The following is a 14449-nucleotide window of genomic DNA, read 5'->3' as shown; positions in this document are numbered from 1 at the left end:
ACAGGACGTTTGTATGCAACCCTCACTGGCTACTTTAACAACACTTGTACAAGAGATTTCGGGTGCTGAAAATGCCATGAGTGCCATGCAGATTATTGTGGCACGACTTAGCCTGTTAATGGATGTACCTGTTTGCAGTTTGTATCTAAAGTCACCCTCGCGCGCCAAATTGATTTTAGCCGCCACACAAGGACTCTCTACTTCATCAGTTGGCAAAATAAAGCTGCGTTTAGACGAAGGGCTTGTGGGGGTCATTGCTTCAACCAAGCATCCGCTCAATTTAGCCGACGCCCCGACACATGATAACTTTGTGTTTTTCCCAAAGGCACATGAAACACCCTATCGTCAGTTTATGGGCGTACCATTGATATATTTTCGCCAGCTTATTGGTGTAATTGTCGTTCAGGGAACCGAAACGGAACCCTTTTCTCAGGAAGCAGAAGCATTCCTTACTACCATTGCGTCGCAGTTAGCCGCAACACTTTATAACATACAACGATCCGGGGAGTGGATCCCTTCCCGTAAACCCGGAAAACTGTATAAGCGTTTTAACGGCGTTGTCAGTTCGTCAGGTGTAGGTATCGGCGAATTAATTCATATCAATACGCATATTGACCTGCAAAAAGAACCCGAGAAAACGGGCGGACAAGTAACAGAAGAACTGACGATCTTTGAAGCCGCCATGGAAAAAGTCATCAAGGATCTGGAACAGGGCTCCAACCGAATAAAAAAAGACCTCCCTGAAGATATCGCATCATTATTTTCTGTCTATCGGATGATGCTGGAAAGCCCTGAGTTACGCCAAGGTACGACAAAACACATTCAACAGGGCAACAGTGCTATGTGGTCTGTCAGACAAACGTCTCTGGCTCTGGCCGACGTTTTTGAAATGGCAGAAGACCCCTACATGAAAGCCCGGGGAGAAGACGTCAGGCATATTGCGATTAAACTGATGACGCAAATGGCCAAACGAGAACGATCAGTCTCCCCAGATAAAAACAAAGCCATTATCTTAGCCGGTGAATTGATTAGCATTGCTGATCTATCTGAATACAATTCCGATCAAATTCAAGGTGTTATTTGCACATCCGGTTCAGCTCTATCACATACTTCTATCGTGGCGAACGCCCTCGGTTTACCTGCAGTCATGGGGGTTTCTGATCTAGACATCAAACGTTATGCCCACCAATTAACTGTAATCGATGGAAACCGTGGCGAAGTTATTATTTCCCCTCCTGCCGAGATGATAAGGGAATATCGCCAGCTGGAAAAAAACGAACAAGAATTCAATAAAGCACTGGCAAAATATAAAGACTTACCGGCAGTCACACTGGATGGTTTTCACGTCACTCTGCATACGAATACCGGACTGCTAGCGGATGTATCGCCGGGGTTACGTAACGGTGCAGAGGGGATTGGCTTATATCGCTCAGAAATACCTTTTATGGTGCATGACAGCTTCCCTACAGAAGAAGAGCAGTATCACGTTTATAAAGAAGTTATCGATGCCTACAGTCCACGTCCCGTCTCCATGAGGACGCTCGATATTGGTGGCGACAAACAACTCCCGTACTTTGAATTCAAAGAAGAGAATCCTTATTTAGGCTGGCGTGGCATTCGCTTCACACTGGATAACACGGCACTGCAGGTCACTCAGATCAGGGCCATGCTGCGCGCGGCCCACGGTCGGGAAAACCTGCAGATTTTGATTCCTATGGTCAGCCGTATTGAAGAAATAAAAGCAATAAAAGAACTCATTAAACAATCGTTAGCAGAGCTCAACAAGGAAGGGAAACAAGTCACTAAGCCTAAGCTGGGCATTATGATTGAAGTACCTTCAGCCATGCTATTATTGGACAAAATAGCCCCTTATATTGATTTTGTATCCATTGGTTCAAACGATTTAACCCAATATCTGTTAGCCGTAGACCGTAACAATCCCAAAGTGTCCCGCTTGTTTAACAATCTGCATCCCGCCGTTTTAGTGGCCTTACAGATGATCAGAAGCAAATGCTCTGAACTAAACTTATCTGTATCACTGTGTGGAGAGATGGCAGCAGACCCCGCCTCTGTACTATTATTAATTGCCATGGGATTTGATCGACTCAGCCTCAGTGCGCACAAGATACCTAAGATAAAATGGCTAATCAGGCAGGTTAATCGTGCCGACTTGCTGAAGATTCTGGTTAAAGCGAATGCCGCCGAAGATGAAGCGGAGATCCACAAAATACTGCAGAAGAAACTAAAGGAACTGGGGCTCTAAGCAACGGGGCAGCCCCGTCTTTTTTAACTTAAGCGATCACTGGCACCGCTATTTTCCTTGAGAATAGCGCAATGATCAGCATGGCCCAGACAACAACAGGTATCATGATGACGTTCATGGTTTCCCAACCCACACTCACTTCAAGCCAGCCTGAACTCAGTGCAGACAGCGTCACCATACCAAACACCATAAATTCATTAGTTGCCTGTGTCTTAGCCCGCTCCGAATCCGTATAAGCCCCCGTTACCATACTGGTCGCACTAATAAACATGAAGTTCCAGCCTACTCCCAGTAAAAATAAAGCACTCAAAAAATGCCACTGCGAATTACCATTCAGGTTAATGGCGATACACGCCAACATCAGTAACCCACCAGACAACATCATAGGTACTGAGCCAAAGCGTTGAATTAACCGGCCAGTAAAAAATGAAGGTAAGAACATACCCAGTACATGCCACTCGATCACCCAGGCCGTTTGCGGAAACGAAAAACCACATCTGGCCATAGCCAATGGCGTTGCCGTCATTAACAAATTCATCACCGCATAACCCACCATACCGGCAAACACCGCCACGATAAAAACCGGTTGTGTAACGATTTCAAATAAAGGTCTCTGTATACTCTTTTTAAGGTTGGAACTAACAGAATGAGGAATTGATACGCCCGTCAAAAGGAGTAACGCCAATATATATAAACCAATCAAACCAACGAAAGAACCGACAAACGCCTGAGAAGAGATCCAGTCCCGGCTTTCAACCGCCAGCGCAGGCCCCATCATCGCCGCCAACACACCTCCCAACATCACCATAGAAATAGCACGATTCTTATATTCCGGCTCACATGCTTCCACGGCAGCAAAACGATAGAGTGTTCCAAACCCAATACCTATGCCAATAAATGTGGTGCCAACGCAGAAAAAAAAGAAACTTTGATATATCAATGCTACTGCGGATACAGCCGCGCCAAGAATGCCCAAAGAGTTACCCAGAAAAAAGCCATTACGACGCCCGATACTCCGCATCAGAAAAGAAGCAGGAATAGTTGCCAGCATCAAGCCAACAAATTGCATTGCAATTGGCAGAGTGATCAGCGCTGCTGATGGTGACAATTCTTGACCAATGAGCCCGTTAACCGAAATTAAAAGAACATTCCCGGTCCCCAATAGCGCCTGACATAATGATAGTAAAAAAACGCTTCGGTTCATCTGCACTCCACAGTCCTTGTAGTTGAATTTATAGCCAAATTATCGCCGTAAGATATCAACAGCGGCTCATATCAGCAATCACAACTATGTATGATTTATACGTGATCATTTATAGAGAAAACACCACATGATTGGCGCTATTGTTTAGTTTATTTATCTTTTTAAATCTATCTAACTACGCAAACTCAAGTAACGAATGCTAAACTAAACAGCTGTTAAAATACGTTTTCTGGCATATACCGAGACTCATTTATGAATTTTTCAGAACTATTTGTACTTATCATCGAACCGTCGAGAGTACAAAGAACAATTATCATTAACCATCTGAAAAGCTTCGGAATAACCCATATTGATGAATACGATGAAGGCCAGAGCGCACTAACTGCAATACGTCTCCAAACCCCTGACATTGTACTTTCTTCAATGCACCTCCCTGATATGACTGGCACTGACGTTATAAATATAATGCGTCAGGATACATCCCTGGCTGATATTACTTTTCTACTGGTATCTTCTGAAACCCATTATCGTTATTTGGAACCCATCCGCCAGTCAGGCGCTATAGCCATTTTGCCTAAGCCTTTTACACGTAAAGATTTGGGAGTAGCACTACAAAGCACCTTGCACTACCTTATTGACATTGATACTCCGGATGACAGTAAACCGGAAGATTTTGAAAATATTCGTATACTACTCGTTGATGACAGCAGCGTTTCCCGGAAGTATCTGCACCAAACACTGACAAATATCGGTATTCATGAAATCACCGAGGCGAAAGATGGCGCTGAGGCGCTGGAAACACTCAAACAACAAACATTTGATCTGATTATTTCCGACTACAATATGCCTAATATTGATGGCCGTGAGATGGTGGAATATATTCGCGCCCACGGGCAGCAGCCAACAATTCCAGTAATGATGGTCACATCAGAACAGAATAAGAATCAATTAGCCGCTATACAAAATGCCGGCGTATCCGCTCTTTGTGCAAAACCACTCTCTTACGACATCATGAAGAAAGTGATAGAGCAACTGGTATTGAATGATGACATCTGATTAATTTGCTAACGCCTGAATAAATTTAAGCCCGGCTAGCCGGGCTTAAATTTATCTTTTTTCAAAAATGTTATTCTTCAATGAACCATCGGCCAGCTTAGAAAAAAAGACTACTCTTCAAGCAACCTTTCAGGGTTAAACCCCATAATTAACGCACCCCAATGCTGGCCATCAATGTAGATTGGGATAGAGAGATCATTCAGTACCTCTCCCGTATCACGAATAAATGTCTGCAATAAGAATGGAGCGGTATGTGTAGCACGGCGTTTCTCTGCCCGATTACCCGCGAATATACGGCGATGCCGGCTTTTGACATTATCGACCTCAAAAGTACCCGTCAATCTGTTAGAAACTTTAGTATGATGCGCGGGAGCATAACCCTTTTTATCCACCGCAATCGCATAAATAAACTCAGGACGCTCACTGATAAAACGATCAAACATGGGTCGTAATAATGTTTCGTATGCATCCACATAACTAACATCATATTTTTCAGGTAACTGTCCTTCATTGGTGCGCTGGTAATTACTATCGAAAACATTTTGACCACTCTCAGCCAGCTGTTGAAGCGCTACTGTTGTCTGCTCTGCCCAGTGACGTCCGGCTTTAATCATACTTTCAAAACCGCCATAGCCAATATTAAAACGAGACAACAGCTCTTGAGTCTCTTCAGTGGCGAGTTCTAAATGATTTGAATGGGTCTTAGATTCATCCATTTCATGTTTAATATCATGGGCGATATTTGTGATCTCTGTCACATGTTGATGCGACTGTTTGGTCGTATAAGAAAGTTCATCGATTGCAGCACTGATACCAGAAAGCTGTGAATTAACACTCTCAAAATCATCCACTAGTTTGATAAATTGCGCATTAGTGTTTTCTATAAAACCCTCAGTACTGATAACGTATGTCTGAATATTATGAGCACTACTACGGGTATGCTCTACCAACGATGTCATTTGACCAATATTCAAATCGATTTCACGCGTTGCCACACTAACTTTCTGCGAAAGGTTACGCACTTCATCAGCGACAACTGCAAAGCCTCTGCCCGCCTCTCCGGCTCTGGCCGCTTCTATGGATGCATTAAGCGCTAATAAATTGGTCTGTTCAGAAAACTCCTGAACCATCGTTAAAATCTTAGTAATATTGTTAGAGTTTTCACTGAGTTTTTGTACTGTGTCCTGAAAGCTAGTCACCAAATCCCGAATAGAACGGACTTGCACTAACACTTTCATCAGCTCATCACTTGAGTTTCTGACATCCTGCATATTAGAGCTATTGTACTCATTCAACATCAGTGTGCTGCTCGCCACTTCATCAATGGCCTGAGTGGACTCCTGGCTAGACTGGAAAACCAGTTGCGCTTGCTCTTCTTGACGGGTAACAGAAACAGACGCCTGAGATAATACTTTTTGCAACTGCGTTGCACTTAACGCAACACTGACACTACGGCGCCTGGATTCTGAAATCATTTTTTTCAAACTGTCGGCAAACTGATTATAGCTACTCGCCATTTCAGAAATTTCATCGTAAGTAAACTCAGGTAATGTTGCGGAAATATCACCGTCATTTTCTTTGATCTGCTTCAAAATATGCGTAATAGCGTTAATAGGCTGTAAGAATAAGTGGCGCATAAAAAATATACTTAATAGCCCGATGCAAATAGCAACCACAACAGTAATAGCGCCAATGTGCCAAAAATCATCCAGTGTTGTTAACAGTTGCTCTGTTACCTGAGTATCAAGATTGAGCCCTTGGACCCGCTGGACTATTACGTCTGAATAATAATATCCAATCGCTAACAAAATAAAATGCGGAAAAAGCAGAAAGAGTACATTCCCCACAATTTTTTTTGTCAACGAATTAAAAAAGATGCGCTCTATCGTTTTATATAGCCCCATTCTTACCAATCTCGATTATTTTTATATAGTTAAGGTGTTATGGCTTTACCGATAGTAAAGCTAACAATCACAATCAGTGTAGCAGTGGTTTTAATATCTGGCCGATTCAAAATAAAAATTACTACTAAATACCTATGCTTCTACACCTTACGGGTAAAAGGGTGATGCGCACTATCTCCAGCTAAGCCAGACACTGCGCTCTTTAAAGTAATGACGCCATACTTGCGTATTAGCGCAATAACCGCCCACTTTTTTCCAAAAGGCTGCTGAATGATTAAATTCCTGTAGATGGCAGATCTCATGGATAATGACATAATCGATGGCATCAGGTTCGGCCAATATCAAGCGCCAGTTTAAAGTGATGTCACCTTTAGCTGAACAGCGCCCCCACATACTTTTAAAATTACCGATGTCAATCGTAACAGGCACCAGTTTCATATTTTCAGAGAGTACCCGCGTGCGGGAAATCAAATGATCTCTAGCGGCCTCAACTAACCATGCCTGAAGTAATTCATTAGTCACTACTTCAGGATCTCGACTGATACGCCGATTAAGATGTATATCAAACCTGTCCTGATTAAAACTAATACTACTTTTTTCAGAGACCATTTGTATGTTGAGTGGAAAATTTTCGCCTAAAAACGGAACACTGCCTGTTTTATAAGGGTTGACCTGATAACTCTGCTGCCTATCTAACTGGGAGCTAATATGCTGAATAATCCAGGCATGACGCTGTGTAATAAACTGTTGTATCCAATGCTCAGATGTTCCCTTCGGGACACGTACTTTTAACTCACCATTTTTCACTTCCAGAGATGCCGTTTTTCTGCGGCTACTCTTTATTACGATAGGCTCCACACTAAGCCCCTCGCATTCAAATGCCAATTTACTCAACGTACACTCCTTCGGACATCCATATCAGTATCAATATCATGCTTTTCCAAACGTTTAATTTTATACACTAACTGCCGGCTGCTTTTGTAATAGACGGCTTCATCACTCAATATTTGTGCATACCGCACACGCTGGTAAAGGGTGTGCCATTCCTCTAGTTCCTCCCTCAGCCCCGGTAATACTTCTTTTAATCGACGGCTGTATTGAGAGATCGTTTCTCCATGGACTCTCTGCAGCGCAGGAGCCAAACGGCCTAACGTATCAGACATCGTTACGGCCGCTTTATCCAATGGGCTTACCGAATGAGGTCTAGCTCTCAGCAACCACCAAATTACGAGAGCTAATACACATCCCACCGGTATAAAAAGCAGCAATAGCATTTTGATGAAATTAAGACGACCAAACCATTCCTCTAACAGACTATTCTGTTCCTGATGATAGCCCAGAACCCAGCGATGCCAGCTATAGTTCAATGCTTCATAACGCAGACGCCCGGCACTTAACCATGTTAAATTATGCTGTAGATTGATTGCTGATAAGGGACTGTCTGCCATGAATTCTGGCGCGTCTGCAAATAGCAGATCAAAGGGTTGTGTCACTCTTTCAGGCGCCACCGCCGCTGTGGGGTCAAGCCTAATCCAGCCTTTACCCTCCACCCAGGCTTCCACCCAGGCATGTGCTTCGTATTGTCGTACCAGTAAATATTTTTCGTAAGGGTTCCACTCGCCACCCAGGTAACCCGCCACGATACGCGTGGGAATACCCGCCAATCTTAAGGTATATGCCGTTGCGTTCGCAAAATGCTCACAGAAACCTTCCTGCGTTGAAAATAAAAATTGATCTATACGATCGTCAGTAAGCCGCTGAGGAGATAATGTGTAGTAAAAATGTTGATTAAAACGCATAAAAAGTGCATCAATAATCTCTTCAGAGGTCATCCCTTTTTTACGCCATTGATTAACCAACGCTCTACTTTTAGGGTTTCCCGTTTCAGGTACAAAAAGGTAACGCGAACGTTCATTCAATGGCTCACCGTTATAACGCCGTGTTACCTCAGCGTAGGCATGGTAATTTATTCTTTCAAGCAGTGGCGATCCTGCTCGATAAGAACCATCGCTTACACTAAGCACGCCTTGTGAAGGAGCCCCAACCGAGTAATCTAAAGCAAAGAGCCATACATGAGCGGAGGGTTCAGCAATAACCTGATATTCAATATCCCCCTGCTGTAACGTATTTCCTGCCGTACGGATTAACGTGTCTTTTCCCATAGACCAGCGCCGGCCATCGAAAACAGAATAGGTCATTGCACGCCAATAACGCGCTGCCGGTGGGGGCGGCCGGTCAGTTGAGAAACTAACGCGAAAAGCAACATCATCTGAGCGTGCTAGCTGGCTGATATCGCCAGGACTCATCGAATCAGACAAGCCCGTTTTTGCTGCTGAATGTTGCAACTGTACACTCCACAAAGGGCTAATACGCGGAAAAATCAAAAACAAAATCAACATTAACGGCATCGACTGCAGTAAGATCACTGCACTCTTCGACCCTGCGCTCTTTATCACAATACGAAAGCCCAAGCTCCCATTCTGATCCCCTTGATGCATCATAATTAAAGCAGTAAAAATAACGACCAGTGATATCAATCCATACAATGCAGCCAACATTGATTGATTGAATAAAAAACCCACCGCGGCAATAAAACAAGCCACTAGTACCAATACCCAGCCATCGCGCCGTGTCTTCAATTCGAGGGTTTTCAGCACAGCGGCGGCTACCAGTAGAGTAGAAAGTCCACCCAACCCCTGCGCAGCAACCGCGGACATTAAAACACCTAAAATAACACCCGCCACCAACACGCCTCTCCCCCATCGGGGCATGTTTGGGCAACGCTCTGGTCTTATAAGCGAGAGTAGTATCCAAGCCAAAATACAGCCCGCAATAATCGCTAACCAAAGAGGAATAATCACCAGTTGAGGAACACAAATCACCAGCAACATAACGATCAATGCGGTTTTCACAGGCGTATCTAAAGAGGCCGATTTTTGACTGACTCCTTTTAGCACACTCACGCCTCACCTCCATGCAATGCCAACAATCTCAGTACTTTCACTTTGTGCGCATCACCCGTTGCAGGGAGTATTTCACAACCAGGAAGACGCAATCCATAAAGCACATGGCGTTGAGACAAGGTTTTAGACCAATAACAAAGACGCGACAACCGTTCCTCTACCTCTAACGCAGGCCAGGCATTCCAGTCCAACCAAATATCCTCTCCCGATTGCCCCTGATACTCCTTAACATGCAACCCCTGCCCTTTGGCGAAGGATTTCCAGGCTATTCTATTTTTTGATACTCCTGAGTGATAACGCGTAAACCCATGAAAGTCATCATCACCCTTCCTGCCTTGAGCGCTGTGCGGATCACCGCCACTGTTTAGCGCCTCGATTTCACCACCACAGATAGGTTTCGGGTATACCAGAGCACGTTGTTCAAAACGCAACCAACTCCATGCACGAAACAGCCCTAATGGATATAAGGTTCTGATTTCAACCAACTCAGTATGCTGCCAGCCTCTTTTTCCACACAAAAACGGTATCTCAATTTTAACGGGGTTATTCACCTGTAAATCAACCGTTACCGTCGGATGATTTTTGAAACACAGCGTTAATTGGTGTATTTCACGCGCAGAATAGAGCTGGTAACGAAAGTGTGCTACGTCACCTGCAAATACAGGTTCGACTAACAACGCTGTTATTTTCACACCCGATAGGTTGGCATAAGTATGCAAGATCGCTGTAATAAATACCGACAACAATGTAAAACAAACGGCGTAGGCTAAATTATTCTGATAGTTAATCGACAGCAATAAGACCAGCATCGCAACCACTGAATACGCCATACCCGCTAGCGTGGGCAGTATATAGATTCGACTCTGTGTCAGCTTAATAGTCTGCTCTGGCGGATAACGATTCACCAGCCATGACTTAATCCACTCACGGACAATGCCTTGCTTTAGCATGATCAATTCAACACATCGACCTTAGCCAAAATATTCCGGACGGCATTAGTTTTACTGTCATGATCGAGCCTCACAATAAGACGATGATCAACAACAGAAGAAAAAACCTTTTGCACGTCATCGGGTATCAAATAATCACGTCCTGACAGGTACGCCCACGCTTTAGAGGCCTGAATCAACGCCAACGCCCCCCGAGGTGAAAGTCCTAATACGATATCATCAGAATCCCGGCTGAACTGAGCCAGTCGCTGGATGTAATCAACAACAGGATCAGACACCCGTACCTGCTGACACGCTATCTGCGCATCCAGAAGCAACGCACTATCAATACAAACAGGTAACTGACTGATATCGCGACGTGTATCTCCATGTTTGAGTAACACTTTTTCTGTATCCGCATCGGGATAACCTAGTGAGAGCTTCATTAAAAAACGATCTAATTGCGATTCAGGCAATGGAAAAGTACCGGACTGACTACCGGGGTTCTGTGTCGCAATAACAAAAAATGGTACCGGTAATTGACGAGTTACCCCGTCCGATGAAACCTGTCCTTCTTCCATCGCCTCTAACAAAGCACTCTGGGTTTTAGGCGTTGAGCGATTAATCTCATCTGCCAGCAACAGCTGCGTGAAGATAGGCCCGGGATGATACGTAAAGCTACTGGCTTGCTGATCGAAAACAGACCCACCCAGAATATCTGCTGGCAACATGTCGCTGGTAAACTGCACACGTCGGTATTCCAAACCAAAGACATGAGCCAATGTATGCGCCAACGTAGTTTTCCCCATACCAGGGAGATCTTCTATTAATAAGTGACCCCGCGCTAACATACAGGCAACTGCAAGCCTGACAGTATCCTCCTTACCTAAAACAACAGACGATACGGCGTTCACTACCTGCTCGATCCTGTCCCGCATAACATTCCTCTTTCTAAAACAGCTATATCATATTTTTAACAAAAATATGTTGTATCGATGTTATCAGTGTAGAGAACAGACTGAAAATTGGCACAAAAAAAACGCAGCCAATGCTGCGTTTTTTTGAAAATCTTAAATTTTAATGCTGATGACCGCCTTCACCATGGACATGTCCATGAGAACTTTCTTCTTCTGTTGGCACACGCACTTCCATAACTTCAACAGAGAACGTCAATGTCTGACCAGCAAGAGGGTGATTACCATCCAATGTAATGCCATCATCTTCAACATTCATAACAGTTACAGGTTGCTCTCCCCAAGGGGCTTGAGCCATAAACTGCATACCTACATGAATATCGTCAACACCCTGAAAATTCTCATGATCTACTTTTTGAACCAATTCTTCGCGCACCAGGCCATATGCCTGTTCAGGTTCAACAGTCACATCCAATTTATCACCAACAGCCTTACCTATTAACGCATTTTCAAGGCCGGGAATAATATTACTAGCACCACCCAAATAAGCCAAAGGCTCTTGCCCTTGTGATGAATCCAGTACTTCACCTTCACTATTCGTGAGTGTGTAATGAATGGTAACAGCTGAATTTTCAGCAATCTGCATGAGAAACTCCTTACATAAAATAATTAATAAATAGCCGGAGGCTCAGATATGTCGTCAGATCGCCAACAAACCCAAAATACCCTCACAGGAATCTGGCGTAATCCTAACCTGCATGTATAAAAACGTCCACCCTGATTCAGACAGGAAAGTAAGAACATCCTTAGATGATATGCGTGCCTATTCGACTAAACGTCAATTTATTAAATAATATTGAATGATGATTCAAGAAATAGGAATTTTTCCTATCTATTTATTTCATTAAGTTATCTATTATAGATAACTTAATCGGCATGCAACAAGGAGCTCAACGTTATGGATAACATCTGCCCAGAGTGTCAGAATTTAGTAACAAACACACAGAATAAGCATAAGAATAAAGAGTCTCATTCATTTTTAACTCTAATCAGCACACTCCCTAACAGCCGCCTATTTAAGTGCACTTCCTGCCATGCATATTTGCACAGCTATGACCAGCAATGGGAAGTATTAATCGAAGGATATTACGATAGATTATCGAATACGCTAGCGGCCAACTCTCACATGCTAGCGGCTGGTTAGCCCATACTTAAAAATGGTTAATTTCAATCATTGCCAGAAGACCGCCACTTTACAGAGCAGCGGTCTTATCAATGCCTCTGAATCCAGCAGTTAGACCTGAACCCTCAGAGCCTATGTTTTAAAGCATCCCGTTAAAGCGCTTTCAATTTAAAAAACTGCTTAAAGACTTTAATCGTATTGATCAAATCGTCCGTACCTGCCAGTTCTCTGATTGAGTGCATCGCCAGTTGAGGCACACCGATATCAATCGTTTTGACTCCAATTTCGGCTGACGTTATCGGACCAATCGTACTGCCACATGCCATATCAGAGCGTACAACAAACTCTTGTACCGGCACATTATCCAGTGCAGCCAGCATCCTGAATAAAGAACTGGTGATATCGGTAGTCGCATAGCGCTGATTAGCATTGAGCTTAATAACCGGACCCTTGTTTAGAACAGGACCATGATTAGCGTCGTGCTTATCCGAAAAGTTCGGATGGATGCCGTGAGCATTATCAGCAGAGATCATTATAGAATGCGCCAGCATGCGGCTTCTGCTTTCTGAATCTGCCTGAATACGTTCAAACAGATGCTCCAGCATTGGCCCTTGAGCGCCTGCAGCACTCATGCTTCCTACTTCTTCATGATCAGTACACACCAGCAGGATCCCTTCATCACTATCAGATTGAAGCAAAGCCTCCAGCCCCATGAAGCAACTTAACAAGTTATCCAAACGAGCCGAAGCAAGAAATTCTTGCTGCAAGCCTATTAAGGCCGCTGACTGGGTATCATATAGTGATAACTCATAATCCAGAACGCTGGATACCTTTTCACCGGCATTTTCTAATTGTTCCTTTAAAAGCGCCCGAAAGTCCGGCTTTTTTTCAGCCTGCCCCAACAGCGGCGGCAAAAACGTTTGCGCATTAATCGCACGACCGCTATTCGCTTCACGATCCAGATGAATAGCTAAACTAGGAATAATGGCAACAGGACTCGTAAAATCAATTAACGCACTGGCTAACGCCCCCTGATCATTAACAAAACTAACACGGCCCGCAATCGATAAATCCCGATCAAACCAAGGGCCCAGTAATGCGCCACCATACACTTCAACACCTAACTGAAAATAGCCAAGCTTGTGTAATTCAGGATTAGGCTTTATGCGCAAACAAGGTGAATCGGTATGCGCACCGACCATTCTGAAACCGGACTCAGATAACAAACGGTTTTTAGGTATTTGCCAGGCAACAATAGATGAATCATTGCGGGTAATAACATAACGTCCACCCGCTTTCAATATCCAGCTATCTTTCTCATCAAGCGACTGATAACCGGCTTCAAGCAGCCTTTTTTTCATCTGTGTTACCGCATGAAAAGGCGTCGGTGAAGCGTTAAGAAAATTAATCAGGCGGCTCAACGTGCTACTTTTATCACTCATTTACTGTCCTTATTGTCGGTAATAGCAAGAAGCTCTACTTTGAAAACTAATACTGAGTTAGCAGGAATCGCTTTCGATGGGCTGGTTGCGCCATAGGCAAGATCAGCCGGAACATATAACATCCAGATATCGCCGGTTTGCATTTTCAGCAATGCTTCCTGCCATCCTTTAATGACCCGTTTAAGTGGAAAAGTTGAAGGTTTGCCGCGCACGTAAGAACTATCAAATACCACACCATCGGTACGGGTACCTTCATAATTTACGACAACCGAATGTAAATAGTCGGGTTTTTCCCCCTGTTCACTTTTGTGTAATATTTGATATTGTAAACCTGACGATGTCACGACGACACCTTCACGCTTTTCATTTTCAGCTAAAAATAGAGTTCCGGCTTTGTGCGTATCATCATTCAATGCTTTTTCTATTAACTGTTGGCGAAAAGCCTGTTTCTCCGGATCTTCACCACAGCCCCCCAAAAACAGACCCGAGACGATGACCATTGAGATAAATATTGATTTCATCAGTAACCTTTCAGAAAAATTGAATTAAAGCGCTGAATTAAAGCATTGATTTTACATTAGTCAGACCGAT

At 43.8% G+C, this 14449-nt stretch carries 11 protein-coding genes; 2 read left to right on the top strand and 9 right to left on the bottom strand.

Going from position 1 to position 14449, the window contains the following annotated elements:
- The first annotated feature begins 13 nt into the window (after window positions 1–13).
- Window positions 14–2263 carry a phosphoenolpyruvate--protein phosphotransferase gene (gene ptsP, locus Nant_RS01820; protein WP_054339933.1) on the top strand — a complete coding sequence of 750 codons (2250 nt, stop codon included), beginning with the start codon at window positions 14–16 and terminating at the stop codon, window positions 2261–2263.
- A gap of 28 nt (window positions 2264–2291) precedes the next feature.
- On the opposite strand, the gene Nant_RS01815 is transcribed toward ptsP, so the two are convergent.
- Window positions 2292–3467, bottom strand: a complete 1176-nt coding sequence (locus tag Nant_RS01815) for an MFS transporter (protein ID WP_054339932.1) — start codon at window positions 3465–3467, stop codon at window positions 2292–2294.
- Between the two features lie 252 nt (window positions 3468–3719).
- Between Nant_RS01815 and Nant_RS01810 the strand changes: the two genes are divergently transcribed.
- Window positions 3720–4523, top strand: coding sequence for a response regulator (locus Nant_RS01810; RefSeq protein ID WP_054339931.1), 804 nt, complete (start codon window positions 3720–3722; stop codon window positions 4521–4523).
- Window positions 4524–4633: 110 nt separating this feature from the next.
- On the opposite strand, the gene Nant_RS01805 is transcribed toward Nant_RS01810, so the two are convergent.
- The 8 genes from Nant_RS01805 to Nant_RS01770 form a co-directional block, all read right to left on the bottom strand.
- The gene (locus tag Nant_RS01805; protein ID WP_054339930.1) at window positions 4634–6427 is read right to left on the bottom strand and encodes a methyl-accepting chemotaxis protein; all 1794 of its coding nucleotides are present in this window, start codon (window positions 6425–6427) and stop codon (window positions 4634–4636) included.
- Window positions 6428–6598: 171 nt separating this feature from the next.
- On the bottom strand, window positions 6599–7321 hold the full coding sequence (locus tag Nant_RS01800; RefSeq protein WP_054339929.1) for a M48 family metallopeptidase: 723 nt from the start codon (window positions 7319–7321) through the stop codon (window positions 6599–6601).
- Window positions 7318–9390 carry a transglutaminase TgpA family protein gene (locus Nant_RS01795; protein WP_054339928.1) on the bottom strand — a complete coding sequence of 691 codons (2073 nt, stop codon included), beginning with the start codon at window positions 9388–9390 and terminating at the stop codon, window positions 7318–7320. Before Nant_RS01795 ends, Nant_RS01800 begins: the two co-directional genes overlap by 4 nt.
- Window positions 9387–10340, bottom strand: coding sequence for a DUF58 domain-containing protein (locus Nant_RS01790; RefSeq protein WP_054339927.1), 954 nt, complete (start codon window positions 10338–10340; stop codon window positions 9387–9389). The genes Nant_RS01795 and Nant_RS01790 overlap by 4 nt, the downstream gene beginning before the upstream one ends.
- Before the next feature lie 2 nt (window positions 10341–10342).
- Window positions 10343–11257 (bottom strand): AAA family ATPase, encoded by a 915-nt coding sequence (locus tag Nant_RS01785; protein ID WP_054339926.1) that lies wholly within the window; start codon window positions 11255–11257, stop codon window positions 10343–10345.
- Window positions 11258–11396: 139 nt separating this feature from the next.
- Window positions 11397–11879 carry an FKBP-type peptidyl-prolyl cis-trans isomerase gene (locus Nant_RS01780; protein ID WP_054339925.1) on the bottom strand — a complete coding sequence of 161 codons (483 nt, stop codon included), beginning with the start codon at window positions 11877–11879 and terminating at the stop codon, window positions 11397–11399.
- Between the two features lie 689 nt (window positions 11880–12568).
- Window positions 12569–13858, bottom strand: coding sequence for a M18 family aminopeptidase (locus Nant_RS01775; RefSeq protein ID WP_054339924.1), 1290 nt, complete (start codon window positions 13856–13858; stop codon window positions 12569–12571).
- The gene (locus Nant_RS01770; protein ID WP_054339923.1) at window positions 13855–14379 is read right to left on the bottom strand and encodes a BamJ family beta-barrel-assembly machinery protein; all 525 of its coding nucleotides are present in this window, start codon (window positions 14377–14379) and stop codon (window positions 13855–13857) included. The genes Nant_RS01775 and Nant_RS01770 overlap by 4 nt, the downstream gene beginning before the upstream one ends.
- Window positions 14380–14449 lie beyond the last annotated feature (70 nt).

Source organism: Neptunomonas antarctica (assembly GCF_001305295.1).
Lineage (GTDB): Bacteria > Pseudomonadota > Gammaproteobacteria > Pseudomonadales > Balneatricaceae > Neptunomonas > Neptunomonas antarctica.
Note: the sequence above shows the minus strand (reverse complement) of the source record. Positions and strands in the feature narration are given on the sequence as shown.

Excerpts from the sequence above, each read along its gene's own strand:
- Nant_RS01780 (WP_054339925.1), bottom strand. The coding sequence starts at position 11,879 with ATGCAGATTGCTGAAAATTCAGCTGTTACCATTCATTACACACTCACG.
- ptsP (WP_054339933.1), top strand. The coding sequence starts at position 14 with ATGCAACCCTCACTGGCTACTTTAACAACACTTGTACAAGAGATTTCG.
- Nant_RS01815 (WP_054339932.1), bottom strand. The coding sequence starts at position 3,467 with ATGAACCGAAGCGTTTTTTTACTATCATTATGTCAGGCGCTATTGGGG.
- Nant_RS01775 (WP_054339924.1), bottom strand. The coding sequence starts at position 13,858 with ATGAGTGATAAAAGTAGCACGTTGAGCCGCCTGATTAATTTTCTTAAC.
- Nant_RS01805 (WP_054339930.1), bottom strand. The coding sequence starts at position 6,427 with ATGGGGCTATATAAAACGATAGAGCGCATCTTTTTTAATTCGTTGACA.
- Nant_RS01785 (WP_054339926.1), bottom strand. The coding sequence starts at position 11,257 with ATGCGGGACAGGATCGAGCAGGTAGTGAACGCCGTATCGTCTGTTGTT.
- Nant_RS01790 (WP_054339927.1), bottom strand. The coding sequence starts at position 10,340 with ATGCTAAAGCAAGGCATTGTCCGTGAGTGGATTAAGTCATGGCTGGTG.
- Nant_RS01770 (WP_054339923.1), bottom strand. The coding sequence starts at position 14,379 with ATGAAATCAATATTTATCTCAATGGTCATCGTCTCGGGTCTGTTTTTG.
- Nant_RS01810 (WP_054339931.1), top strand. The coding sequence starts at position 3,720 with ATGAATTTTTCAGAACTATTTGTACTTATCATCGAACCGTCGAGAGTA.